General features: G+C 56.5%; 18 protein-coding genes and 1 pseudogene. 17 read left to right on the top strand and 2 right to left on the bottom strand.

Annotated elements, in window-relative coordinates; translation table 11 throughout:
* Window positions 1-2: 2 nt before the first annotated feature.
* Window positions 3-1,205 (bottom strand): ADP-forming succinate--CoA ligase subunit beta, encoded by a 1,203-nt coding sequence (sucC, locus tag CFT68_RS08275; protein ID WP_088842934.1) that lies wholly within the window; start codon window positions 1,203-1,205, stop codon window positions 3-5.
* 192 nt (window positions 1,206-1,397) lie between these two features.
* On the bottom strand, window positions 1,398-2,531 hold the full coding sequence (locus CFT68_RS08270) for a glycoside hydrolase family 113 (RefSeq protein ID WP_141106493.1): 1,134 nt from the start codon (window positions 2,529-2,531) through the stop codon (window positions 1,398-1,400).
* A gap of 148 nt (window positions 2,532-2,679) precedes the next feature.
* On the opposite strand from CFT68_RS08270, the gene CFT68_RS08265 reads away from it, so the two are divergent.
* From CFT68_RS08265 to CFT68_RS22400, 17 genes and pseudogenes are all read left to right on the top strand, one after another.
* A complete protein-coding gene (locus tag CFT68_RS08265) occupies window positions 2,680-3,336 on the top strand; it encodes an ABC transporter ATP-binding protein (RefSeq protein WP_088842932.1) in 657 nt (218 codons plus the stop codon).
* A 395-nt stretch (window positions 3,337-3,731) separates the two neighbouring features.
* Window positions 3,732-4,544 (top strand): hypothetical protein, encoded by an 813-nt coding sequence (locus CFT68_RS08260; protein WP_088842931.1) that lies wholly within the window; start codon window positions 3,732-3,734, stop codon window positions 4,542-4,544.
* A gap of 198 nt (window positions 4,545-4,742) precedes the next feature.
* Window positions 4,743-6,662 (top strand): RecQ family ATP-dependent DNA helicase, encoded by a 1,920-nt coding sequence (locus CFT68_RS08255; protein ID WP_088842930.1) that lies wholly within the window; start codon window positions 4,743-4,745, stop codon window positions 6,660-6,662.
* Between the two features lie 381 nt (window positions 6,663-7,043).
* Window positions 7,044-10,217, top strand: a complete 3,174-nt coding sequence (locus CFT68_RS08250) for a SusC/RagA family TonB-linked outer membrane protein (RefSeq protein WP_088842929.1) — start codon at window positions 7,044-7,046, stop codon at window positions 10,215-10,217.
* A gap of 63 nt (window positions 10,218-10,280) precedes the next feature.
* The gene (locus CFT68_RS08245; protein WP_088842928.1) at window positions 10,281-11,813 is read left to right on the top strand and encodes a RagB/SusD family nutrient uptake outer membrane protein; all 1,533 of its coding nucleotides are present in this window, start codon (window positions 10,281-10,283) and stop codon (window positions 11,811-11,813) included.
* Between the two features lie 99 nt (window positions 11,814-11,912).
* On the top strand, window positions 11,913-12,992 hold the full coding sequence (locus tag CFT68_RS08240; RefSeq protein ID WP_088843716.1) for a glycoside hydrolase family 43 protein: 1,080 nt from the start codon (window positions 11,913-11,915) through the stop codon (window positions 12,990-12,992).
* A 53-nt stretch (window positions 12,993-13,045) separates the two neighbouring features.
* On the top strand, window positions 13,046-14,764 hold the full coding sequence (locus CFT68_RS08235; RefSeq protein WP_088842927.1) for a family 43 glycosylhydrolase: 1,719 nt from the start codon (window positions 13,046-13,048) through the stop codon (window positions 14,762-14,764).
* Window positions 14,765-15,079: 315 nt separating this feature from the next.
* Window positions 15,080-16,285, top strand: coding sequence for an aldose epimerase family protein (locus CFT68_RS08230; protein WP_088842926.1), 1,206 nt, complete (start codon window positions 15,080-15,082; stop codon window positions 16,283-16,285).
* A 33-nt stretch (window positions 16,286-16,318) separates the two neighbouring features.
* Window positions 16,319-18,025 carry a ribulokinase gene (locus tag CFT68_RS08225; RefSeq protein WP_088842925.1) on the top strand — a complete coding sequence of 569 codons (1,707 nt, stop codon included), beginning with the start codon at window positions 16,319-16,321 and terminating at the stop codon, window positions 18,023-18,025.
* Window positions 18,022-18,723, top strand: a complete 702-nt coding sequence (locus tag CFT68_RS08220; protein ID WP_088842924.1) for an L-ribulose-5-phosphate 4-epimerase — start codon at window positions 18,022-18,024, stop codon at window positions 18,721-18,723. The genes CFT68_RS08225 and CFT68_RS08220 overlap by 4 nt, the downstream gene beginning before the upstream one ends.
* A gap of 298 nt (window positions 18,724-19,021) precedes the next feature.
* Window positions 19,022-20,512, top strand: a complete 1,491-nt coding sequence (gene araA, locus CFT68_RS08215) for an L-arabinose isomerase (RefSeq protein WP_088842923.1) — start codon at window positions 19,022-19,024, stop codon at window positions 20,510-20,512.
* Window positions 20,513-20,687: 175 nt separating this feature from the next.
* A complete protein-coding gene (locus CFT68_RS08210; RefSeq protein WP_088842922.1) occupies window positions 20,688-22,391 on the top strand; it encodes a sodium:solute symporter family transporter in 1,704 nt (567 codons plus the stop codon).
* A 146-nt stretch (window positions 22,392-22,537) separates the two neighbouring features.
* Complete coding sequence (locus tag CFT68_RS08205; RefSeq protein ID WP_088842921.1) at window positions 22,538-24,055, top strand: NPCBM/NEW2 domain-containing protein; 1,518 nt, start codon at window positions 22,538-22,540, stop codon at window positions 24,053-24,055.
* A gap of 3 nt (window positions 24,056-24,058) precedes the next feature.
* Window positions 24,059-24,388: an NPCBM/NEW2 domain-containing protein gene (locus tag CFT68_RS08200; protein WP_262490715.1), complete on the top strand. Its 330-nt coding sequence runs from the start codon at window positions 24,059-24,061 to the stop codon at window positions 24,386-24,388.
* 30 nt (window positions 24,389-24,418) lie between these two features.
* A pseudogene (locus tag CFT68_RS22090) lies at window positions 24,419-25,330 on the top strand (beta-L-arabinofuranosidase domain-containing protein); the annotation flags it as partial.
* Window positions 25,313-25,828, top strand: a complete 516-nt coding sequence (locus tag CFT68_RS22085) for a hypothetical protein (protein ID WP_394340110.1) — start codon at window positions 25,313-25,315, stop codon at window positions 25,826-25,828. The pseudogene CFT68_RS22090 and the gene CFT68_RS22085, both read left to right, overlap by 18 nt.
* The gene (locus CFT68_RS22400) at window positions 25,800-25,910 is read left to right on the top strand and encodes a hypothetical protein (protein ID WP_394340106.1); all 111 of its coding nucleotides are present in this window, start codon (window positions 25,800-25,802) and stop codon (window positions 25,908-25,910) included. Before CFT68_RS22085 ends, CFT68_RS22400 begins: the two co-directional genes overlap by 29 nt.
* The last annotated feature ends 487 nt before the right edge of the window (window positions 25,911-26,397 follow it).

Genomic DNA, 26,397 nt, shown 5'->3' with positions numbered 1-26,397 from the left:
GCCTAGGCTACTTGCGATGCCAGAACTTCTTTCACTTTCTGAGCCGCATCCTTCAGCAGTACTGCCGAGAAAACTTTCAGGCCGCTCTCATCAATGATACGAGCGCCTTCTTCGGCGTTGGTGCCCTGCAGACGAACGATAATCGGCACTTTGATGTCGCCGATGTTCTTGTAGGCCTCTACCACACCGTTGGCCACCCGGTCGCAACGCACGATGCCACCGAAGATGTTGATGAGGATGGCTTTCACGTTCGGATCCTTCAGGATAATGCGGAAACCAGCTTCTACGGTCTGGGCGTTGGCTCCACCCCCTACGTCGAGGAAGTTGGCCGGCTCGCCACCGCTCAGCTTGATGATGTCCATGGTAGCCATGGCCAGGCCCGCGCCGTTCACCATGCAGCCCACGTTGCCGTCGAGCTTCACATAGTTCAGGTTTGAGGCCGAAGCTTCTACTTCCAAGGGGTCTTCCTCGTTGGTGTCGCGCAGCTCAATGAAGTCTTTGTGACGGTAGAGAGCGTTTTCGTCGAGGGTTACTTTGGCGTCAACGGCCAAGATCTTGTCGTCCGAAGTCTTCAACACGGGGTTGATTTCGAACATGGCCGAGTCGGTTTCGTCGTAGGCCTTGTACAGAGCCATCACGAACTTCACCATCTCTTTTTGTGCCGTGCCGGTCAGGCCCAGGTTGAAGGCGATTTTAGCGGCCTGGAAAGGGCGCAGGCCTACACGTGGGTCAACATGCTCGCGGTGGATTTTCTCGGGATGCGCCTCAGCTACCTCCTCGATGTCCATGCCACCCTCGGTGGTATAAATGATAACGTTCTGGCCGGTAGTGCGGTCCAGCAGTACGCTCATGTAGAATTCCTTGGTTTCCGACTCGCCAGGGTAGTACACGTCCTGGGCAATCAGTACTTTATGCACTTTGCGGCCTTCGGCACCGGTTTGCTTGGTAACGAGCTGCATGCCAATGATCTGGCCAGCAATTTCTTTTACCTGCTCCAGGTTTTTGGCGAGTTTCACCCCGCCCCCTTTGCCGCGTCCGCCGGCATGAATCTGGGCTTTAATAACATACCAGCTCGTGCCGGTCTGCTCGGTTAGCTTCTTGGCGGCTTCTACAGCTTCCTCAGCCGTATCGGCCACGATGCCTTCCTGCACGCGTACGCCGTAGCGCTTCAGAATGTCTTTGCCCTGATACTCGTGAATATTCATAGAGGTCAGTTAAGAGGGGTTTCGGGGTGGTTTACTAGGCGCGAAAGTAGGCAGAAATGAGTTGCCAGTTGCCAGTTACCCGTTACCAGTTGCTAGTTTTTGCTTCTGTTGGCTGAAAATGAGGTATTGATGCAGGTTATGCGTTGCCAGTTGCCAGTTGCCTGTCGACTGAACGAACTGGCAACCGGCAACTCATTTCGAGTACCAGTCTGCCAGTACCCGCTCGGCGGGTTTGTGCTGGGGCGTGAAATCGAGGTGGCGGCGGGCAGGGCCATCGGGCTGTAGGCCAGGGTACCACTTCCAGATAAACATGCCGCGCAGCCAGGGTCGCTTCCAGAATGTTTCGAATAACGCCTCGTAGCACACCCGCTGCGTCTCTTCGTCTATACTCGTTACCACAGCCATGCGGTCGGGCCAGGCCCAGGGTTCAATGGCGGCGTCGGGCGTGGTTTTATAGCCGACTTCAGTGAACACAACAGGTTTTTTGTAGCGTTTCTGGACTGCTTCGATGCGCCGCAAGGGCTCCTGCCACGCCGCTAAAAGGGTAGCCTTTTCTGGTGAGGTAGTTTTGCTGAGCGGGAAGTAGGCCTGTATGCCAATAAAATCCAGCGCATCCCAGAACTTGATCTGTTCAAACTCGCCGCTCCAGTTGGCGGCATACGTGAGGGGGCCATGGTACACCCGCCGTATCTGCTTGATTAAAGCCCGCCACTCTTTCTCGTGGCCTACACTGGCATGCGCCAATTCTGTCCCGATACAGAGAGCTTCCATCTTTTGCGCCTCGGCCAGTTGCGCGTAGTGCAGAATAAAGGTAGAGTAGCTGGTAAACCAAGCCTGCCAATTGGTGGGAGAGGTCATATTAATATCCCCAGGCCAAGTGCCGCCGTTGCGCAGCCATAGGTGCGGCTTAAGCAAAGTGCTGATGCCGCTCTTGCGGGCCTGCTGCGCCGTGTAGATGAGGCCCGCATCGGCTTCGCCCCAGTAGCCACCGCGGCCGCCTTTGTTGTTTCCGGTGTGCAGCCGGATTTCGGGTTGGGTTGCGGCGGCTTGCCAACCGAAAGGGGTTTGGGCAATCCAGGTGATGTGGGCCCGCACCAGTGGCTCCATGTTGCTGGAAGAGGCGGAGTCAGCGGCTACCCAGTTTACGCCGCGCATTCTGCCATCGGCGGGAGGCGGCAGTATGGGGCCGGATGAAACGACTGCAGTGGACGCAGCCGGCTGGCGCGGACGGTTCCACCAGATAGCCAGCGCGCCAAACAACAGGCCTAGAAAGAGCAACCCAGCGCGAAACGAGAAACGGAAGGCAGGCATGGAAAAAGTACGCATAGCGGCAGCGGCATCTGAGCGGGCCACTTAGTCGTTTAGAGAGAGCTAGGCCAGTCGGCGAAGCTAATCTGCACAATCTGCGCGGCAACTCTTGTGCATTCCGTAGATTTGTTTCCCGTACCTACGGCTCACTAACCATTGCTTTGTTTTGCTGCAAGCCATCAACGTCCGCAAAAGCTACAACACGCTGGAAGTCCTTAAAGGCATCGATCTGACGATTGAGAAGTCGGAAATCGTGTCCATCGTTGGTTCTTCCGGGGCTGGCAAAAGCACGCTGCTACACATTCTGGGTACCCTGGACAACCCCGATTCCGGCGAAGTGCTCTTCGATGGCGAGTCGGTGAGCTCCCTGGGCCGTTCCGATCTGGCGCGGTTCCGGAACCGGCACATCGGCTTCATCTTCCAGTTTCATAACCTGCTGCCCGAATTCACGGCTCTCGAAAACGTGTGCCTGCCAGCCTATCTGGCGGGCCGCTCCGAAAAGGAAACCCGCGTGCGGGCCCGCGAATTGCTCGGGATGCTGAACCTGGAGCGCCGCGCCGACCACAAGCCCTCCGAAATGAGCGGCGGCGAGCAGCAGCGTACCGCCGTGGCGCGCGCCCTCATCAACTCACCGGAAATCATCTTTGCCGATGAGCCCAGCGGCAACCTCGACTCACAGAACGCCCAGGAGCTGCACCAGATATTCTTTCTATTGCGCAAGGAGCTAGGCCAGACCTTCGTTATCATCACCCACAACGACCAGCTGGCCGAAATGGCCGACCGCAAAATCACGATGAAAGACGGCCACATCTGGGAGGGCTAGGCCACTCAGTAGCAGGCGGGAACTCCTCTGTAAGCCAGGCTGTTGAAAGCACATCCGAGACGTATGGTCTCGGATGTGCTTTTTGCATATTAGGCAATGCGTTCGATGTGATACGAACCATTTGGGTACCCTTTCTGCTGCTTCCGGAAGCAGCAGAAAGGGTTTTCTTTTGCCTAGGCCACTAGCGCGAAGGCCGCAGTTCTACACTACACAGGAGCTTACTAAGCCTAAAAAATGTAGTTGTCTAATAATATTAGAAATATAGTTTGTAACTAACTGATAATCAGTTATAAAAAATACATATAAAAACAACGCTTTTTGCACCTTTTAGGCACGGGTTTAGTTATATACTCGAACAGCAATACGGTATTACAGGACTTAAAAGGAAAGACGCCATGAGCGAAGCAATCAAGAACATCAAAGAGCCGGTTCGCAAGACGAAAGTGGAGAGCTACGATATCTCGCGGTCCGACGAGACGCTCCACTTGGCGACGGACCTGGCTAAATTCATCAAGGACAACAAGCTCAGCACTACGGTGCAGGGTAAGGAATTTGTGAACGTGGAAGGCTGGCAGTACGCCGGCGCACGCCTGGGCATTGTGCCTATCGTCGACCACGTAATCAATGTTTCTACCGAGCAGGAAATTAAATATCAGGCCAAAGTGACCCTCTTCGACATGAAGTCGGGCCATACGGTAGGAGCAGGCTTTGCCGTGTGCTCTAATAAGGAGCAGGGCAAGAAGTTCTATCAGGAGTTTGCCATCATGAGCATGGCCCAGACCCGGGCAATTGGTAAGGCATACCGCAACATTCTGGCCTGGATCATTCGGGCTGCTGGTTACGAGCCTACGCCTGCGGAGGAAATGGAGTATGGCGGCAACACACCAGCAGTAGCTCAGCCAGCCATGGTAGTGGCACCTGCCACCGCACCAGCTCCGGTAGCTGCTGAGGCCCCCGCCGCCATGAAAGCTGTGCCTGCTGAGGCCCCTGCGCCTTCTGTGACCGAAACTCCAGCCACGGCCTACGCTTCGGCTTCGCAGAAGGAAGAAATTATCCGTCTGCTGAATCATCCGGTCATCACTCGTCCGGAGAAGACCAAGATGCTCTTGAACATCAACCGTCTGGACGAGGAGCGTGCTACGCAAGCAATTGCCAAGCTCAAGAAGGCCATCGATGACCGTGAAAATGGTCAGTCGGCCGCTGCTTAAGCTATCTTACTTCATATACTGAAAGCCCGGTTCCTTTTAGGAATCGGGCTTTTTTATGTTTGGTCAGAGGCGTCAGCTTTGTACAGCAGTAGGAGTGGCCTAGCGTCCAGAAGCTTATCTGCCTAACCTCCAGCGGTTGCAGTTTCCGGAGCGTAGGCCAGTAGTAAATGGGTAAACCGGGCAACTTACCTTTGCTGTATGCTTCAGCCCACGGATGATATTCTGCACGTACTGCGCCAAACCTGGGGACATACCCGGTTCCGGCCCATGCAGGAAGACATTATCAGGTCGGTGCTGGCGGGGCAGGATACGTTGGCGCTGCTGCCCACCGGCGGCGGCAAGAGCATCTGCTTTCAGGTACCGGCGCTGGCTAGGCCAGGTCTGTGCCTGGTAGTATCGCCGCTGATAGCCTTGATGAAGGATCAGGTGGAAAACCTGCGCAAGCGCGGCATCAAGGCGGAAGCTGTGTACGCGGGCATGAGCCACCAGGAAATCGACCAGACGCTGGATAACTGCGTGTATGGCCCCGTGAAGTTCCTGTATGTAAGCCCCGAGCGGCTCTTGACGGATATGTTCCGGGCGCGAGCACCGAAGATGAAGGTAAGCCTGCTGGCCATTGACGAAGCCCATTGCCTTTCCCAATGGGGCTACGATTTTCGGCCGCCTTACCTCCGTATTCAGGAGCTGCGCGAGCTGCTGCCCGGCGTGCCTTGCATCGCCCTCACGGCCACCGCCACCGAGCAAGTGCGCGCCGATATAGTAGAGAAACTTAAGTTCGGCACTTCACATCGGGTGTTTCAGCAGAGTTTTCTACGTCCCAACCTATCGTATTCGGTTCTCAGCACAGAGGACAAGCTCAAGCGCATGCTGGAAGTGCTGCGTGGGGTAGGGGCCGATAAAACCAGCATTGTGTACGCTCGTACGCGCCGGCAAACGGAGGAAGCCGCGAATTACTTACGCCAACAAGGAATGTCGGCGGCGCCCTACCATGCGGGCCTGCCGAGTGAGCAGCGCACCCGCACCCAGCAGGACTGGATGCAGAACAAAACGTGCTGCATAGTGGCCACCAATGCCTTTGGGATGGGTATCGATAAGCCTGATGTGCGCCTCGTAGTACACCTCGACGCTCCTGATAATCTGGAGGCGTATTATCAGGAAGCTGGCCGGGCCGGCCGCGACGAGAAATACGCCTTTGCCGTACTGTTGCGCGGCCCCAACGATGCCGATGAGCTGCGCCGCCGGACGCTACTGGCCTACCCGCCTCTGGATACAGTGCGGCGCGTGTATCAGGCGCTGGCCAATTTCTCGCGCACGGCAGTAGGGGGAGGCGAGTTAGTCGCCTTTGATTTCGATTTGCAGCAATTTGCCGAAACCTACCGCCTTAAGGCGCTGGATGCCCACAACAGTTTGCGTACGCTGGAGCGCGAAGGGTTTGTGCAGGTGAATGAAGCCGTGAACAACCCTGCCCGCGTGCACATCCCCATCGACCACAACGACCTGTATCGTTTTCAGGTGGCCAACCAGCAGCACGACCAGCTCATCAAAAGCCTGCTACGGTTCAATGGGGGCGAACTGTTTGCGGGTTTCCAGCGGATTTCGGAGAACAGCCTGGCCCAGCACCTGCGCCTGAGCGTGGTAGATGTGCGTAAGATGCTTGTGTTCCTGCACCGGTCCGGCATCATTCAGTATCAGCCCAAGCACGAGTCGCCGCAGGCCCTGTTCACTACGCCGCGCCACGATGCCGACAAGCTGCCGCTAGACCAGAAGCGTTTGAACCAGGCTCGGGAGCTGGCCCGCTGCAAAACCGAATCGGTAATACAGTATGCTGCGGAGAGCCGCTGTCGGCAGCAATTGCTGCTGGAGTATTTCGGGGAGTTGGATGCTGCTGCCTGCGGCATCTGCGACTTCTGCCTGGCCGAGAAAAAAGCCAAACAGCAGCCTGCCCCCGCTACTGGCCTACGCGAGCAACTGGTATCCATGGTGAAAGCCGCACCTCAAACTCCTCGTGAGGTAGTAGCGCGCTTTGAGCCGGGCCAGGCAACGGCCGTACTGCAGGCCATTCGGGAACTGGTGGAGTTTGGTGAGTTGCACTACGCTCCCGATGGCAGGCTAGGGTAGTGGCCTAGCGCAGGTGTAGGCCAGCAGCGTCACACCCATTTATTTATAAGCTGTCAGGCTCTATCAGTTAGGGTGGTTCTAGGCCACTGGAATGACGATGATTTGAGTTGATAGAAGCTCAACAAATGCTGTAGTAAGTGCTTACTCTGAAAAATTATCGATATGATAATTTATTGGTTATTTGTTGCGTTTTGCTTAACGTTACTCGCACGTTACCAGTGCACAGGCCTAAAACAGGTTTTTTGGCGCAAAACCTGGGTACGGCACTCCACTTCCTCTCTTAAATGAGATTTTTTTTGCTCCCTGTACACAATCGTTTGTGAAGAATTTTCAACACAATCGTTTGTGTTTAATTTACCTTAATTCCCACACCAGTTCTCTATGAAAAAGCCCGTACCCAAACTGCGTCGGATGACGCTTCCGGCCCTGCTGTGCTGCCTTCCCCTGCAGCCACTGGTAGCCGCGGTCAATTCCACTTCCACTTCTTTCTCGGCAAGGCTCCCGATGGGAGCCCTGCAGCCTGATATCCCGGTTTCGGGTAGGGTAGTGGACGAGAAGGGCGCTGGCTTGCCTGGCGTAAACGTAGTAGTAAAAGGCAGCACCATCGGTACCCAAACCGATATAGATGGCCGCTACTCGCTCACCGCTCCCGATAACGGTACGCTGGTTTTCTCCTTTGTTGGCTACACTTCCCAGGAGGTGCCTGTAAGCAACCGCAGCGCTGTAAACGTAACCTTGGCCCCCGACAACCGCGCCCTTTCGGAGGTGGTGGTAGTGGGCTATCTGGCCCAGGATCGGCAGAACGTGAGCAGCGCTGTCAGCAACTTAGATGTGAAAGAAGCTGTGAAGGCACCAGTTGCGACCGCTACGCAGGCTCTGCAAGGCCGCGTGGCGGGTGTGCAGGTGCAGGGTTCCGGCAGCCCAGGCGAAGCACCCGTAATTAACATCCGGGGCATTGGTAACCTGGGCAATGCCAGCAGCGCGCCGCTCTTCATCATTGATGGCCTCTGGACCGATAACATTCGGGATCTGAACCCCAATGATATTGAAACCCTGAACGTACTGAAAGATGCCTCTTCTACCGCCATTTATGGTTCAAGAGGTGCCAATGGCGTGGTACAGATTACCACCAAGCGGGGCAAAGCCGGAGCGCCCAGCATCGGCGTCAACGCCTATGCTGGTGTTGATCAGCTCTACAAGCGCTACGACCTAACAAACAACAGCGAATGGGCCGACCGGGCGGTGCAGGCCTACGCCAATGCAGGCCTAGACCCACTCAATAGCGGCCAAAACAGCTTGGCCGGTGCCGTAAAAGGCCCAGGCGGAAAGTTCGACCCATCTATTGACACAGACTGGCAGAAGGAGTTTTTCCAGACTGGCCGCATCGAGGATTACAACGTGACATTCTCGGGAGGTACCACTGCTGAGAAAAACGCCTCCAACTTCCTGATTTCTGGGGAGTACTTCCACCAGCAGGGCATCGTGAAAGGACCCAATTTTGAGCGCTACAGTTTGCGTCTGAACTCAGGCCTGACGCGAGGCCGCTTCAAGTTTCAGGAGAACGTGCAGCTTACTCACATAAACAGCACTCTGCTCAACGGCTTTCCTTTCATTGATGTGTTGCTGATGCTGCCCGGCATCCCGGTTTATGACCCCCGGAATCCGGGCGGTTTCGGCACAGGTTCTACCACACTCAACACGTTTGCTACCAACCCCATCGGGGCTCAGTCGTTGCTACGTCGGAAGCAAAATGACAACCGCATTGCCGGTAACATTTCGGCCGATGTATCCATTTTCGACTTCCTATCTTACCGCCTCAATATGGCCCTAGACGGCCATGTGTACGGTAACTCTGATGCGCAGCAAGCCGGTATCATCCGGCAGAATACCGCCATTAATACATCTTTCCTGAGTGAGTTTCAGGGCTATGATGTGTTCCTGCTGACTGAAAATACGCTGAACTTCACCAAAAGCCTAGGCGACAACCACATCAACGCCTTGGTGGGTTACTCTGAGCAGCGCTATCGCCAGCACAACACTACTGTACAGCGTCAGGGCTTTACAAGCGTGCCGCAGTATTACTTTGAGCTGGATGCCGGCCCCGTAGCAGGTGTCAGCGGAGGCGCTACGCTGGAAAACTCGAAGCGCTCCTACTTCAGCCAGGCTACCTACGACTACAAGAATCGGTACCTGATTTCGGGCAGCTTCCGGCGCGATGGTTCCTCTAAGTTTGCGGCGGATGATCGGTGGGGGAATTTTGCGGCCGGCTCGGTGGCCTGGCGTCTTAGTGAGGAAGAGTTCTTCAAGACCGCTGTGCCGATGGTCAATAACCTGAAATTACGGGCTAGCTACGGTGTAAACGGCAATGATGGCTTAGGCGGCGCTTACGGCGGAAACTACCTGACGGCGCCCATCATCAACCAAAACGTGAACTACGTAGATAGTAACGGCAACATCGTAAACGGCTCGGCCCAAATTACGCTCAGCAGCCCCGGCCTGCAGTGGGAAGAACGCTACACCAAAGACGCGGGTATTGATCTAGGCCTGTTGGATAACCGCCTCACCCTATCGGCCGACTACTACATTTCAGAAACCAAGAAGGCGCTGGCTCCAGTGGTTATTCCGGTGTACCTCGGCAACTTCGGTGGGGCAGTATTCCAGAACGCAGGTAACCTGAAAAACAGCGGTTTCGAGCTGGCCTTAGGCTACCACGAAAACCGTAACGACTTCACGTATGGCGCCGACTTCACCCTCACCACCATCAAGAATGAGGTGACCCAAGTGCCTACTAAAGGTCAGTCATTCTCAGATGGCATCGGCCTGACTCGTACGCAGGTAGGCCAGCCTGTGGGTGCCTTCTACCTGATTCCGTTCGATGGCATTTTCCAGTCGAAGGATGAAGTGCAGAACTACCGCAACGCCGATGGCAAAGTGATTCAGCCCTACGCCTCAGCCGGTGATGCGCGCTACAAAGACTCCAACGGCGACGGTGTGATTGATACCCGCGACCGGGTGTTTGTGGGTACGCCTTTCCCGAAGCTGCAAATGGGGCTCAACCTGAATGCCGCCTACAAAGGCATTGATGTATCGGTGTTCCTACAAGCCGTAACCGGCAACCAGGTATTCAACCGCGCCAAATATGCCCTCCAGCGCTACGATGGCCCTAACAACTACGAGCGCGACGTGCAGCCCTGGACGCCCGAAAACCCATCTAATACCAACACGCGCCTGTTGCAGGGTGGTGGTGCTGGCGACCTAGGCCTAGCAGCTGCTTCCAATGCTCTGTTTAACACGACTCGTTGGTTAGAAGACGGCGACTATCTGCGTCTGAAGAACATCCAGATTGGCTACACTTTCCCTAAGTCTCTGACGAGCCGGGTACCTAGCCTGGGCAGCGTGCGCGTGTACGTGACGGGCCGCAACGTGGTAACCTTCACGAAGTACTCGGGCTTCGATCCGGAAATTACCGGCACGGGCTTCTACGGCCGCGGCATCGATGATGGCGCTTACCCCAACGTGCGCACCTACACAGGTGGCCTACAGGTTAATTTCTAATGTCTGAGCGGGTGGCCGGCGTCGCTAGGCCACTCACCGTCAAACCGTCTTCTCTTACTTCGTATGAAACTCAATAAAATTCCCGCACTGCTACTAGCAGGCACCTTATTGCTAGCCACTGGCTGCGATAAGGAACTGCTGGATAAAACAAACCCCAACGCTCCTTCAACGGCGCAATTCTGGAAGAGCCAGGACGATGCCATCAAGGGGGTATATGCGTGTTATTCAGGTATTCAGCAGTACGCTGTGTATGGGCACTCCTGGCAGTTCATCACGGCCCGTTCCGATGAGTCGTATAGCCAGAGCCCATTTGTAGAGCTGGCCAACTTCACGCGCTTCATCCAGACGGACAACAACTTCTTCATCTCGTCATTTGCCTGGAACGACTATTACCGCACCATCTACCGGACCAACCAGGTAATTACCCATGTGCCCGAAATCGACATGGATCCGGTGCTGAAGAACCGGCTGATAGGGGAGGCGCTGTTTGTGCGCGCCCTGATGTACTTCGATCTGGAGTCGTTCTTTGGCAATGTGCCCCTGATCATTACTGAATCGGTGGTGTCGACGCGGGCGCCCCAGGCCACACCAGCTCAGGTGCAGGCCCAGGTAATTGCCGACCTGCAGGCGGCCATTCCAAGCTTGCCGCTTACGTATTCGGGCGCCGACCGGGGTCGGGCTACCAAAGGTGCCGCGCAGGCGTTGCTAGCCAAGATGTATATGCAGCAGCGCCGGTGGGCCGATGCCTCGGCTTTGCTAGGCCAGGTCATCAGCTCCAACACTTACTCCTTGGTGCCTAACTACCTCGATAACTTCACGGAAACCAACGAGAACAACAGCGAATCGGTGTTTGAGGTGCAGTACGTAGGCCTGCCGCTCGACGTAGGCCAGGGCCAGGACAATGCGTCGGCCTCGGAAGCCTACGACCGGCCCAATTTCTTCGGCCCCCCAATTTATTCGTTCTCTGATGTGCAGCCGCGCCGCTGGTTGCTGGATGCCTACACGGACTCCACGGTAGCATTTGCACCGGGCAGCACCACCAAGCACCGCATCGACCCGCGCCGCGACATTTCCATCATCAGCAACATCAACCCCGACCGTTTCTACGGCAAAACATTTGCGGAGCTGGGCTACAACAACAGCCAGCAATACTGGCGCAAGTATCTGAATGACCGCACCCGCACCACGCCAGAAAACTTCACCTCGGGCATCAACTTCCGCTTGATTCGGTACGCTGATGTACTGTTGCTGCAGGCCGAGGCCTTGAATGAGCAGGGCCAGACGGCTGCCGCAGTGCCTTTGGTAAACCAGGTGCGTCAGCGTGTAGGCCTAGCGCCACTCGTGGCTGGCAACTTCACTCAGAATAGCCTGCGGCTGCAGATGCGCAATGAGCGCGCCAGGGAGCTGGCTGGCGAAGGTCAGCGCTGGTACGATATCATCCGGTGGGGCTTGCTCGACAACCAGACCGGCATTGATGACTTGAAAACCCGCGACGTGGACTTCGGCAACTTTGTGATTGGCAAATCGAAGCTGCTGCCCATTCCGCAGTCGGATATCGACATCGATCCTAACGTAAAGCAAAATCCTGGCTACTAATCCTGAATGAACGAAAAACAGCCGCTCCAGGCCAGAACCGGGAGCGGCTGTTTTTCTTCTGGACTGGTGCATAAGCGGCCGTTTTCTATTCTGTTTTTCATGAGAAGTATCTCTCGACTGGCCTACGTACTGCTTAGCGGGTTGCTATTGTCGGCTTCAGCCTGCCAACAGACCAAGCAGACGCCCGCGCCTGTTGTGCCACCGGTAGTAGCGTCGCCTACTACAGCCACCACCTTTACCAATCCGCTGCTGGCTTCGGGCCCCGACCCATGGGTGACGCAAAAAGATGGGTTTTACTACTACATGCACACGCTCAATAACCGGCTGGAAATCTGGAAAACGGCGAACATGTCGGAGCTGCGCACTGCCCCAAGCAAAGTTGTCTGGACGCCGCCGAGCACCGGAAATGCCGCTGGCAACCTGTGGGCACCGGAGCTGCATTTTCTGGATGGTAAGTGGTACATCTACTACTCGGCCGGTCCCGCTGGCACCGACCTGGGCCGGCAGCGCACCTGGGTGCTGGAAAACGATGCCGCCGACCCTACCACCGGTACCTGGCTAGATAAAGGCAGGTTGTTCAGCTCACCGGAAGATTTCTGGGCCATTGATGGGACTGTGCTGGAGCAAAACGGCAAGCGCTACTTCATCTGGTCGGGCCACAACGGGCTGGATGGCATTCAGCGCATCTACATCTCCCAGATGGGCAACCCCTGGACCCTGGTCGGGCCGCGCGTGGAACTCTCACACCCTGAGTATATCTGGGAAAATGTAGGCCCCCCGTATGTAAACGAAGGCCCGGAAATTCTGAAGCACGGCGGCAAAACCTTCCTGATTTATTCGGCCAGTTTCTGCGGCACCGACCAATATGCCCTAGGCCAGTTAACCGCCGATGCTACCGCCGACCCGATGCTACTGGCATCCTGGAAAAAATCGGCTAAGCCGGTATTCTCCCAGGATGCCGCCAACAGGGCCTACGCTACGGGCCACAATTCCTTCTTCACCTCCAAGGATGGCAAGGAAGACTGGATTATCTACCACGCCAACTCCAACCCCAACGAGGGCTGCGTGGATAAGCGCAACCCGCGCATGCAGAAGTTCACCTGGAACGCCGATGGCACGCCCAACTTCGGCGTACCCGTCGCCATTAGCGCCCCCATCATCAAACCCAGCGGAGAGTAACCTCAGCTCCCAAAGCTGTGACGATAGTCCGCGCGTTATAACCCCACCATTCTATGTCATCACCGATACTTTTAGCCCGCCAGGCTGCGGCAGCGGGCGGGCGTTTGCGCCACCTACTTCATTTCAGCGTATTCTTGGTTTTGCTGCTGGGGTGGCCTAGCGGCTCTGCTTTTGCCCTGCAAGGCCTCACCGGCGTGCACGACCCTTCGAACATTGTAAAGGAGGGCAACAAATACTGGATTTTCGCCACCGGGCAGGGCATATACAGCATGTACTCCACTGACCTGGTTACCTGGACGCCGGGCCCTCGTGCGGTGTTTGTGAATAATGCCTATCCTGGCTGGATCAACTCGAAAGTGCCTGGTTTTCAGGGGAATTTCTGGGCGCCGGAGTGCATCTTCCTGAACGGTAAATACCACTTGTACTACTCATGTTCCACCTTCGGCTCGAAGGTGTCGGCCATAGGCCTAGCCACCAACGTCACGCTGGACCCCACTAGCCCAAACTACAAGTGGGAGGATCAGGGCGAAGTGGTTTCTACCAACACCAGCAGCGACGTAAATGCCATTGATCCGGCGGTATTCAAAGACACAAATAACGAAGTCTGGATGTCGTACGGCTCTTTCTTCGGAGGTATTCGGATTACACAACTGAACGCCACTACTGGCAAGGCGTTGGGTAATACTGCCTTCGCAGTAGCCAACGGCAACCCGGAGGCGGCCTACCTCATGAAGCATGGCAGTTTTTATTATCTGTTCATCAATCGTGGAGCCTGCTGTAGCGGTGTAACCAGCACGTATTACATCGTGGCCGGGCGTTCTGCTTCGCCCACTGGCCCTTTTCTGGACCAGAATGGCGTAGACCTAAACAACAACGGCGGTACGCCCGTGCTGAGCCGTTCGGGCCGCTACATTGGGCCTGGCCATAGCGGTATCTTTGAGGAGAACGGCGTAAGCTACTTTTCACACCATTACTACGACCGCGACGACAACGGTGCTCCTAAACTAGGCCTGGCCAAACTGACCTGGAGCAGCGTCGGGTGGCCCAGCGTCAGCCGCGACTGGGTGGCGGCGGGGCGCTACGAAATCAAGAATCAGAATAGCAACCTGGTTTGGGATGCCTGGGGCTGCACTGGCACATCGGGCCAGATCATTGCCCAAGGCACCCCATCTGGCCTGGACTGTCAGCGGTGGGATTTCACGGCCCTTGGCGACGGTGAATACAAAATCACGAATGTCCTGGGTGGCCTAGCCGCTGATGTAGCTGGCTGCTCGCCCGATGCCGGCGCCAAGCTCCAGCTCTTCGCCTACACCGGCCTACCGTGCCAACAATACCGCATCGACCGGGCCAACGATGGTACGCTGGTGTTTGCTTCCGTGAATGGCAATAGGGTAGTGGAGGTGCCTAATGCGTCGACTACTGCGGGCCAGCAACTAGGCCTCTGGGACTATAACGGCTGCGGCTGTCAGCGCTGGAGCCTGACTGCCAGTGGCACAGCCTTGGCGGCCACGCCTGGCAAAAAGCTGGTTGGCGTGAGCGTGTACCCAGTTCCGGTGTCCCGGAATGGATTCACGGTGGACCTAGGCCAGCAGAAAACTGCCGAAGCCACCTTGGTAGAAGTGTATGATTTGCGGAGCCGGCTTGTACACAGCCAAGAGTTCGCAAAGCCGCAGACCTCTCTGGCCGTTACGGCTACATTGCGAGCGGGACTATACCTGGTGCATATTAAGCGCGAAAGCGGCTCACTCACACAAAAGATTACTGTCTTGTAAAGTTGAATATTGAGGTAAAACGGTCCTTTTGGGGCTTGTTATGCCTCAATATTTTTGAAGAAGTGCACAAACGATTGTGTTCTTTCAAAAGCTTTTTCTACTTTACACTCTAGTTCGCTAGAATAGGACTGCTGGTAGAAGTATAGTGCTGCTTATAGTGTTGTGTATATAGTTGATATACAGTTGAGTACTATTTGTTTATTTCTACACAATCCATTGTTTTATCCTTGGCGCTTATAGGGAGGGTTTATGCTATAAGGCAGAAATTCCCCATTTGTTAGTGTGCTTCTACTAAAATTCCCTGATCTCTCGCCCATGACAAATCTCAACCGCATCGGACTGCTAACCAGCAGCGCCGCGAGTCTCGTAGGCCTATTGGCTCTGGCTGGCTGCAACCCGTCAGCTTCAACAGAGAAGTCGGCCACCGATACCACTCAAACCATGACGGATTCCACCAACACTACCACTACTGCTGCCCCAACTTCGGCGTCCTTCGGCAAGACGACGGACGGCACCGAGGTGCAGCTGTTCACGCTCACCAACGCCCACGGCCTGAAAGTGAGCATCACGAACTACGGCGGAACGGTTGCCAGCCTAATGGTTCCGGACAAGGCCGGTAAGCTCGGCGATGTGGTGCTCGGGTTTGACAACGTGAGCGGCTACCAGAGCCCCGCGTTTCTCAAGTCGGGCCCCTACTTCGGCGCCCTGATTGGCCGCTACGGCAACCGCATCGCCAAAGGCAAATTCACGCTGGACGGCCAGGAGTACACGCTGGCCAACAACAACGGCGAGAACACGCTGCACGGCGGCAAGAAAGGCTTTGACAAAGTCGTGTGGCAGGCCCAGCCCGGCACCTCCGCCGATGGACAAATGCTCACGCTCACCTACCGGAGCAAAGACGGCGAAGAAGGCTACCCCGGCAACCTGCAGGTGACAGTGGTCTACACGCTCACCAGCGACGACGCGCTACGCATCGACTACTCCGCTACCACCGATAAGGCCACGCCTGTCAACCTGACCAACCACGCCTACTTCAACCTGAGCGGCGGCAAAGACGTGTTAGGCCACCAGGTCACCATTCCGGCTGACCGCTACACCGTAGTCGATGCCGGCCTGATTCCCACCGGTGAACTGCGCCCCGTGAAAGGCACGCCCTTCGACTTTACCACCCCGCACACCATCAGCGAGCGGATTGGGCAGGTGCCGGGCGGCTACGACCACAACTGGGTGCTCAACGAAACCAGTGGTATGCACGCGGCGGCCACCGTGTATGAGCCCACCACGGGCCGCACCATGGAGGTGCGCACCACCGAGCCGGGGGTGCAGTTCTATACCGGCAACTTCCTGGATGGCACCCTGAAGGGCAAAGGTGGCCAGGTGTACGGCCAGCACGCCGGTTTCTGCCTGGAAACCCAGCACTTCCCCGATTCGCCCAACCAGCCCAAGTTCCCAAGCACGATCCTGAAGCCCGGCCAGACGCTGCATTCTACGACCACCTATAAATTCGGCGTGCGCCGGTAATTGCGCGCTGTCTCACGACGAACTATCCCAGCCATGAATCCAACTTACGTTATCGGCATCGACTACGGCTCTGACTCCGTGCGGGCCGTGCTGGTGAATGCCCATACCGGCCAGGAAATTGCCCAGGCCGTGCACCCGTACGCTCGCTGGAAAGAGCAGCGCTACTGCAATGCCACCAAAAACCAGTTCCGTCAGCACCCCCTCGACCACATCGAAGGCCTGGAGACTACCGTACGCCGGGTGGCGCAGAACGTGCCCGCCGAGCAGATTGTTGGCCTCGCCGTGGATACTACTGGCTCTACACCCGGTCCGGTAGATGAGTATGGTGTAGCACTAGCCCTGAAGCCTGGCTTCGAGGAGAACCCGAACGCCATGTTCGTACTCTGGAAGGACCACACTGCTCTGCCCGAAGCCGCCGAAATCAACCACAAAGCCCGCACTTGGGGTGGCAAAGATTTCACCCAGTTTGAGGGCGGTATCTATTCCTCCGAGTGGTTTTGGGCCAAAATTGCCCACGTAGTCCGCGAGGATGACAGCGTAGCAAAAGCCGCGTACTCCTGGATGGAACACTGCGACTGGCTGACGCTGCTGCTCACCGGCGGCGACCTGAAAACGTTTAAGCGCAGCCGCTGCGCCGCCGGCCACAAAGCCATGTGGCACGAGAGCTGGGGCGGCCTGCCCTCCGAAGAGTTCCTGACCCTACTAGAACCCAAGTTAGGTGGCCTACGCGAGCGGCTGTTCGAGGAAACCTACACCGCCGACCAAGTAGCCGGCACGCTCTCCGAAGAGTGGGCTCAGCGCCTCGGCCTCACCACCAACACCGTAGTAGCAGTAGGTTCTTTTGATGCCCACGCTGGTGCCGTAGCCGGCGAAATCGAAGCGTATTCGATGGTGAAGGTGATGGGCACTTCTACCTGCGACATCGTGGTAGCGCCTATGGACGAAGTAGGAGGGAAGCTGGTGCCCGGCATTTGCGGCCAGGTTGATGGCTCCGTGATTCCGGGCATGCTAGGCCTAGAAGCCGGGCAATCCGCTGTCGGTGATTTGCTAGCCTGGTTTCGGGGCGTAATCGAATGGCCCTTGCGTACGCTGCTGCCCAAATCATCGATTCTGACGCCAGAGCAACGGGAGGCCTTGCTCGCAGAACTCAGTGACAACATGATGGCTGAGCTGAACATTGCAGCCGCTTCCGTAAACCCCGAGGAGTCGGCAGTGCTGGCTCTGGATTGGGTGAACGGCCGCCGCACACCCGATGCCAACCAAGCCTTGAAAGGCGCCATCATGAATCTGACCATGGGCACCTCGGCACCTCAGATTTTCCGGGCACTGGTGGAGTCTATCTGCTACGGCTCTAAGCAAATTGTGGAGCGCTTTGAGCAGGAAGGTATTCCAATCAAGCAGGTAATAGGCCTAGGCGGCGTGGCTAAGAAGTCGGGATTCATGATGCAGACCTTGGCCGACGTGCTAAACCGCCCTATTAAGGTGGCAGAGTCCGACCAGGCGCCGGCGCTGGGCTCGGCCATGTACGCCGCCGTAGCTGCCGGCATACATCCTGATGTGGTGACGGCGCAGAAGGCCATGGGCAATGGTTTTGCCGAAAACTACACGCCTAACCCAGAGCGTGTCGCAGATTATCAGCGCCGCTACGAGCAGTACCAGGCCTTTGGGCAGTATGTAGAACAAGCTACCGAGCAGCGCGCCGGTGAAGTAGCCGAAACCGAACTTGTAGACCAAGCATGAGCCAGTTTCAGGAGTTAAAGCAGGCCTGCTACGAGGCCAACATGCAGCTGCCCGAGTTAGGGTTGGTGCTGTTCACCTTCGGCAATGCCAGCGTGGTAGACCGCGAGAAGCGCGTGTTTGCCATCAAGCCCAGCGGCGTGCCCTACGCCACCTTGAAGGCCGAGGATATCGTCATCGTCGACTTCGCCAACAACATTGTAGAAGGCACGAAGCGCCCTTCTTCGGATACTAAAACCCACGCGGTGCTTTATAGCCACTGGGAGCATATTGGCGGCATCGTGCACACGCACTCCACCTATGCCACGGCCTGGGCGCAAGCGCAGATGGACATTCCGATTCTCGGCACCACGCACGCCGACCATCTTACCGCTGATATTCCGTGCGCGCCGCCGATGAGCGACGCCATGATTGCCGGCGATTATGAGCACCAGACCGGCTGGCAGATCATCAACGAGTTTCAACGCCGCGGCCTCTCGCCGGAGGAAGTGGAAATGGTCCTGCTCAGTAACCACGCGCCCTTCACCTGGGGCAAAACGGTAGAAAAAGCAGTGTACCACAGCGCCGTGCTGGAAGAAGTAGCCCGCATGGCCTACCTCAGCTGCACACTCCGCCCCGATGTGCCCCGCCTCAAAGAAGCTCTGATTCAGAAGCACTACGAGCGCAAGCATGGCGTGCATTCCTACTACGGCCAAAGCTAGGGGTAGAAACTAGTTCTCCTCCTCAGATGATGTTGCGCATCAAGCAAGGAGGGGTTAGGAGTGGTCGACTGGGCTAGAACAACTACACCAGAACGTCATGCTGAGCGCAGTCGAAGCATCTCGCGTGCTGATGTTGCCATGCTGACTCAAACGGCGCGAGCGAGATCCTTCGACTGCGCTCAGGATGACTGTCTGCTGGTGTCGTTCTAAGCCACATGCCTCCAGTCAATCCCCTAAGGGTTTCAATATTTCACAATCGATTTTCTAGACCTTCTTAAGGTTTTTACTTCCCGATATCATGATTGACATTTCCCAATACGAAGCCTGGTTCATCACGGGCAGCCAGCATCTGTACGGCCCCGAAACGCTGGAGCAGGTAGCCCAGCACTCCCAGCAGATTGCTGAGGCGCTAGGCCAGGCGCTACCTATTAAGATAGTGTATAAAGACGTGCTGACCGGTCCCGATGGCATTACCAAGCTGGTGCAGGAAGCCAACACCACGCCCAACTGCGTAGGCCTCATTGCCTGGATGCACACCTTCTCGCCAGCCAAAATGTGGATCAACGGCCTGAAGATTCTGCAGAAGCCGCTGGCCCACCTGCACACCCAGTTCAACCGCGACATTCCGTGGGGCGACATCGACATGGACTTCATGAATACTAACCAGTCGGCGCACGGCGACCGGGAGTTCGGCTTCATTGGGGCTCGGTTGCGCCTCAAGCGCAAAGTGGTGGTAGGCCACTGGCAGAGCGCTGATGTGCATGAGCGCCTCAGCATCTGGAGCCGTGCCGCCTGCGCCTGGGCCGATTGGCAGGGTGCGCGCATCGTGCGATTCGGCGACAACATGCGCTATGTAGCCGTAACGGAAGGCGACAAAGTGGAAGCCGAGCTGAAGTTTGGCTACAGCGTGAACACCTATGGCATCGGTGACCTGGTAGCCGTTATCAATGCCGTAAGCGACGAGCAGGTGAACAACTTGCTGACCACCTATGAGCAGGAATACGAGCTGGGCGCCGACCTAAAAGAAGGTGGTAGCCAGCGCGACTCCTTGCGCGAAGCCGCTAAAATTGAAGTGGGCATGCGCCAGTTCCTGCAAGACAACAAGGCAATCGGTTTCACCGACACCTTTGAGGACTTGCACGGCATGGCGCAGCTGCCCGGCATTGCAACCCAACGCCTGATGGCAGAAGGCTATGGCTTCGGCGGCGAAGGCGACTGGAAAACCTCCGCGCTGGTGCGCGCCATGAAAGTGATGGGCAGTGGCCTACCCGGCGGCAACTCTTTCATGGAAGATTACACCTACCACTTCCAGCCCGGCAACGAGCAGGTGCTGGGCTCGCACATGCTGGAAATCTGCCCCACCATTGCGGAAGGTAAAGTGAAGGTAGAAGTGCACCCCTTGGGCATCGGCGGCAAAGCCGATCCGGCCCGTTTGGTGTTCAACTGCCCCGCCGGCTCGGCCCTCAACGCGACCATCGTGGACCTAGGCCACCGCTTCCGTATGATTGTGAACGAGGTGGAAGCCGTGGCGCCCGAGCAGGATCTGCCGAAGCTGCCCGTGGCCCGCGTGCTCTGGAAAGTGAAGCCCAGCCTGAGCGTAGGCGCTGCCGCCTGGATTTACGCCGGCGGTGCCCACCACACCGGCTACAGCCAAAACCTGACGAGCGAGTACCTCGAAGACTTCGCCGAAATGGCCGGCATCGAGTACCTCATCATCGATGACGAGACCAAGCTGCGCACCTTCAAAAACGAGCTGCGCTACAACGACGTGGCCTTCAGCCAGCGCTAGGCCAGTCTGCTACTAAATGAACTGTCGTGCCAGGAGTACCGAAGCAGGACAGTTCTTTTGGCCGTTTGTCAGTTTTTTGGCGAGCCCACTTGGGCAGGCGGTTTTATCAGATTAATGTCAGTACTTCCCACTTTCGTATTTCCAACACATACTCTTATAGGATTCCCACTCCCGCATGCAAAACGCTTTTAACACGCTGGATCTAGCGGTCTTTCTGGTTTACATCGTAGGCGTATCGGCCTACGGCTACTACGTGTACCGTAGCAAGCAAAAGGCACAGATGGACACCAAGGACTACTTCCTCGCGGAAGGCTCCCTAACGTGGTGGGCCATCGGCGCTTCCATGATTGCCTCCAACATCTCGGCCGAGCAGTTCATCGGTATGTCGGGCAACGGTTTCCAGGTAGGGGTGGCTGTGGCTGCTTACGAATGGGTAGCGGCCATTATCCTCATTATCGTGGCGGTTTTCTTCATGCCGATTTACCTCAAGCAGAAGATTTACACCATGCCGCAGTTTCTGGAGCAGCGCTACAACGCGGCCCTGAGCCTGATTATGAGTATTTTCTGGCTGTTCCTGTATGTGCTCGTTAACCTGACATCCATTCTGTACCTGGGCGCGCTGGCCATCAGCAACCTGGTAGGCGGCGGCGAAAGCTTCCACCTGATTATGGTGGCCCTGGCCGTGTTTGCCCTCATCATCACGCTGGGCGGCATGAAAGTGGTAGGCTACACCGACGTAGTGCAGGTGACGGTTCTTATTGTGGGTGGCCTGGCTACCACCTACCTGGCCCTCACGCTGGTGAGCGAGAAATTCGGCTTGGGTAGCAGCGCCATTGCGGGTTTCAACGCCATGATGAGCGACGCCGGTGACCACTTCCACATGATATTTGATAAACCGACCGCGGCCACGCCGCAGGTGGAAATCAATAAGTACCTGATGGTGCCCGGCATTGCGATGTACGCCGCCGGCCAGTGGATTGTGAACCTCAACTACTGGGGCTGTAACCAGTACATCACGCAGCGCGCCCTGGGCGCCGACCTTAAGACGGCCCGTACCGGTATTCTGTTCGCGGGTATGCTGAAGCTACTGATGCCGGTGATTGTGATGCTGCCCGGTATTGCGGCCTACGTGCTGCACAAAAACGGCAGCCTGCAGGCCGAAATGTCCTCCACGGGCGCATTCAACGCCGACAACGCGTACTCTGCTATCCTGACCTTCCTGCCCAACGGCCTGAAAGGTCTATCGTTGGCGGCTCTCACGGCGGCCATTGTGGCTTCGCTGGCCGGCAAAGCCAACTCCATCTCTACCATCTTCACCCTCGATATCTACAAGCGCTACATGCGCCCCGAGTCGGATGAGAAGCAGCTAGTATGGGTGGGCCGCATGACGGTGTTAGCCGCCATGGTAATGGCTATCATGCTTACCTGGAAAGACTTGCTGGGTATTGGTGGTGAAGGCGGATTTACCTACATCCAGAAATACACGGGCTTCATTTCGCCCGGTATCGTGGCTGTGTTTATCCTAGGCCTGTTCTGGAAGCGCACCACGGCGCCGGCGGCCATTGCCGGTATCCTGTCGGGCTTCATTCTTTCGGTGTTCTTCAACAACTACGCTACCGCTGTTTTCGGTCCCGAAACGTGGTTCTACACCGCTTTCCCGAATGGTAAAGGGGGCTACGAAATTCCCTTCCTGATCTGCATGGGTCTCTCGTTTGCCTTCACCTTCGCCCTGATGATTGCCATGAGCTTGGCTGGCCCCCGCGTGAATCCGCGCGCTATCGAAGTCGATTCGAGCATGTTCAAAGTGAGCCCGCAAATCATGACCCTTATCGTCATTACGCTGCTCATGATTACGGCGCTTTACGTGAAATTCTGGTAACTTCACTGGCCTAGCAACCACAAAGAAGGGCGGTCATCAACCGCCCTTCTTTTTTATAGGTCAACACAATCGTTTGTGCATAGGATGTATCCTGTTAAACAGATAGTTGCGTTGTTAGAAAGTATCTGTTCTTGATTTCTCTTGCTATGCTGAAAACCTGTGTCTGCCGATTGTGGGGAATAGCGCTGCTAAGTGGCCTAGTCCACCTGCCTGCTACGGCCCAGAATGCGCCCGCCAAGCCCGATTTCCACCAGTGGGCCCTCACGCCGCCCATGGGCTGGAACAGCTGGGACTGCTATGGCCCCACCGTAACGGAAGCCGAGGTGAAAGCCAACGCCGACTACATGGCTGCTAATCTCAGAAGCAGCGGTTGGAAATACGTGGTGGTGGATATCCGGTGGTACGTGGGCAATGACACGGCCCACGGCTACAACGAGCAGAACCCCGACTGGAATATTGACGCGTATGGCCGCTTTGTGCCCGCCCCAAATCGGTTTCCGTCGGCGGCAGGAGGGAAGGGCTTCAAGCCGCTGGCTGACTACATGCACGCCAAGGGCCTGAAGTTCGGCATCCATATCATGCGCGGCGTGCCGGTGGTAGCGGTGCAGCGCAAGCTGCCCATCCTCGGGAGCAAAGCCACGGCCGCCGATATCTACTCCAAGGAAGGACAGGCTGGCTGGCTTCACGATATGTACACGGTGGTAGCCGGTAGGCCAGGGGCGCAGGAGTATTACAACTCCCTGTTCAGGCTCTACGCTTCCTGGGGCGTCGATTTTGTGAAAGTGGATGATTTGTCGTCGCCGTACCACAAGCCGGAGGTGGAGATGATCCGGAAGGCCATTGACCTTTCGGGGCGTCAGATTGTGCTCAGCACCTCGCCCGGCGAAACGCCCATTGCCGAAGCTAAGCACGTGCAGGCCCACGCCAATATGTGGCGCACCGTCGGAGATTTCTGGGACAGCTGGGAGCAGCTGAAGGAGCACTTCGACGTCTGCAACCGCTGGGCTCCCTACATCCGGCCCGGCGCTTTCCCCGATGCCGATATGCTGCCGTTGGGCCGCCTCGGCATCCGGGCGGAGCGCGGCGACGACCGCATGACCCGCTTTACCCACGACGAGCAGTACACGCTCATGAGCCTCTGGAGCATCTTCCGCTCTCCGCTCATGTTCGGCGGCGATTTGCCCAGCAACGACACCTTCACGCTATCGTTGCTCACCAATAAGGAGGTGCTGGCCCTGCACCGCAACAGCACCAACAACCGCCAGCTTTTCCGCAAAGACAACCTGATTGCCTGGACTGCCGACGACCCCGCAACCGGCGACAAGTTCCTAGGCCTGTTCAATGCCCAGGATCAGGAGTTGGCCCCTGCCAGCGAAGCCGCCTGGGCCAGCAACATCATCGCGCGCCAGACGCCCGGCCAGAGCCAAACAGTTGATATAGACATCATGGGCGCCACCAAGCTCTACCTCAACGTGCGCGACGGCGGCGACGACATTGCCTGGGACCACGCCGATTGGCTCAACCCTGTGCTCAGCAATGGCACGAAAACCGTTTCGCTCAGCTCGCTTCCCTGGAAAGCCGCCTCGGCCGGTTGGGGCCAGGTAACGGCCAATAAAAGCGTGTCGGGAGCGGAGTTGATGGTGGCCGGCAAGAAGTATGAGTAGGGTATTGGAACGCACTCCAACTCCATGATTGAATACGACCTGCCCGCCGGCTACACCCGCTTCCGGGCTACGGCTGGATTGGACGCTGCTGGCGCTGCCCAAAATACCGGCGGTACGCTGCAGTTTCTGGTGTACACCAAGAACCCATTTCGCCCCATGCCCACCGATTCTGCAAAAGTACCTGTGGCGCTGGCTCAGCTAGGCCTGTCTGGAGCGTATACTGTGCAGGATTTATGGGCGGGAAAACCGCTAGGCCAGGTAACCGGAGAATTTGCGCCATACGTGCGGCGCCACGGTGCTAAGCTGTATCGACTCTCAAAAGCCAAGAAGTAATCAGCAGTGCGGCGTCTCTACACCGTTTCTATGAAAGGCCTTTTTCCGTCTCTCGTGGCTGCCAGCCTGCTCAGCAGCAGTGGCCTAGCGCAATCCATTAAGCACTCCGACTACCCGATTCAGGCCATATCCTTCACGAAGGTGAAACTGGCGGACAACTTCTGGCTGCCACGGCTAAAAACCAATACCGATGTCACGATTCCGGCCTCGTTTCAGCGGTGTGAGGCTACGAATCGGGTGAAGAACTTCGAGATGGCGGCAAAGAAGGGCAAGTTTGCCACCATCTTTCCCTTTGATGATAGTGACATTTACAAGACCCTAGAAGGCGCCTCGTACTCGCTCAAGCTTTACCCCAATGAGAAGCTGGATGCGTACATGGACGAGTTGATCAGAAAGGTAGCCGCCGCTCAGGGACCCGATGGCTACCTCTACACCGCCTGCACCATCGACCCCGCTCACCCGCACGAATGGGCCGGGCCGGAGCGCTGAGTAAAGGAGCGGGAGCTTAGCCACGAACTCTACAACTTCGGCCACCTCTACGAAGCCGCCGTGGCCCACTAAGAGGCCACCGGCAAGAAGAACCTACTCAACATCGCCCTCAAAAATACCGACCTGGTGTGCTCGGTTTTCGGGCCTGGCAAGAGGGGAGTAGCTCCTGGCCATGAGATTGTGGAGATGGGCCTGGTGAAGCTCTACCGCGTGACGGGCAAGCCCGAGTACCTCAGCACCGCCAAGTTCTTTCTGGAAGAGCGCGGCAAGCACAACGGCTACGACCCCAAAAGCCCCGACGCCTGGAAAAACGGCTCGTACTGGCAGGACCACAAGCCCGTGGTAGATCAGAAGGAAGCAGTAGGCCACGCCGTGCGCGCCGAGTACCTGTACTCCGCCATGGCCGTTGTAGCCGCCCTCACCGGCGACCAGAAGATGCTGGCCGCCGTGGACAGCATCTGGCAGAATATGGTGTCGAAGAAGCTGTACGTGACGGGTGGCACCGTGCCCTCTGATCTGTACCGCTTCGCCACCACTTCTGATGAGAAGGTGAGCATCAGCGTGAACGGCAAACCAGGGGCCTACACCACCCGCAACGGCTACGCAGTGCTGGCCCGCAAGTGGCACAAGAACGACGTGGTAGAAGTGAATCTGCCTATGGAAGTGCGCCAGGTTGTGGCCAGCCCAAAGGTGCAGGACGACCTAGGCAAAGTGGCCCTGCAGCGCGGCCCGGTAGTATACTGCGCCGAGTGGAAAGACAACAACGGCAAAGCCAGCAACCTCATCATGCCGGGTGCCACCGCCTTCACCAGCAACTACCAGCCTGAGGTGCTCAACGGCATCATGCAGCTTAGGGCCACTAGTACCCGCCGTGCAAGTAGATGTCGCCAACAACTCCATCAACACCACCCGTCAAACCTTAATGCCCATTCCCTACTACGCCTGGGGTAACCGCGGCAAATGCGAAATGACGGTCTGGTTTCCCCAGCAACTCACTGATGTAGAGTTGATTCACGCAAAGCACCGGAGGTGACGTTAAGGAAATAGGACTGAATCAAGGAAGCCTTTAAGGATAACTCATTTGCTAAAATTATTTCTCATCAAAGCATAAAAATTAGAACTCTAGAGGACTTTCTGGCATAAATATTAGTTTAATAATGTTTATGGCCTAATGGGTTAATAGAGGGGTAACGTACAATTTTTAGACACTATTGAGGGCCGTGAGCACACTTTTCTTGTGCTCACGGCCTCACTTGTTTGGATCCTTTACCGATTCATAAGCTTCAACATTGTTGAGTGCAGCATGCTGTGAAACACAGGTCAGTTCACGTGAGGAATGGTGCTCCGTGCTACTTCCTTCCAGTATTTTCTGCAAAGGCTTGGCACTTTGCTCACCCCCTTGTTTTTCGGCAGTCAGATCGAATTTATGGATTTATGTGGACGTAAAGTAAGAAAGGTAGCGAGGAACATTCTTTTCTCTTCCTGACGTGTGCCTAAGCTAGTGTGTCTGGTAAAAGGGA

The sequence above is a fragment of the Hymenobacter gelipurpurascens genome (genome assembly GCF_900187375.1).
GTDB lineage: Bacteria > Bacteroidota > Bacteroidia > Cytophagales > Hymenobacteraceae > Hymenobacter > Hymenobacter gelipurpurascens.
Note: the sequence above shows the minus strand (reverse complement) of the source record. Positions and strands in the feature narration are given on the sequence as shown.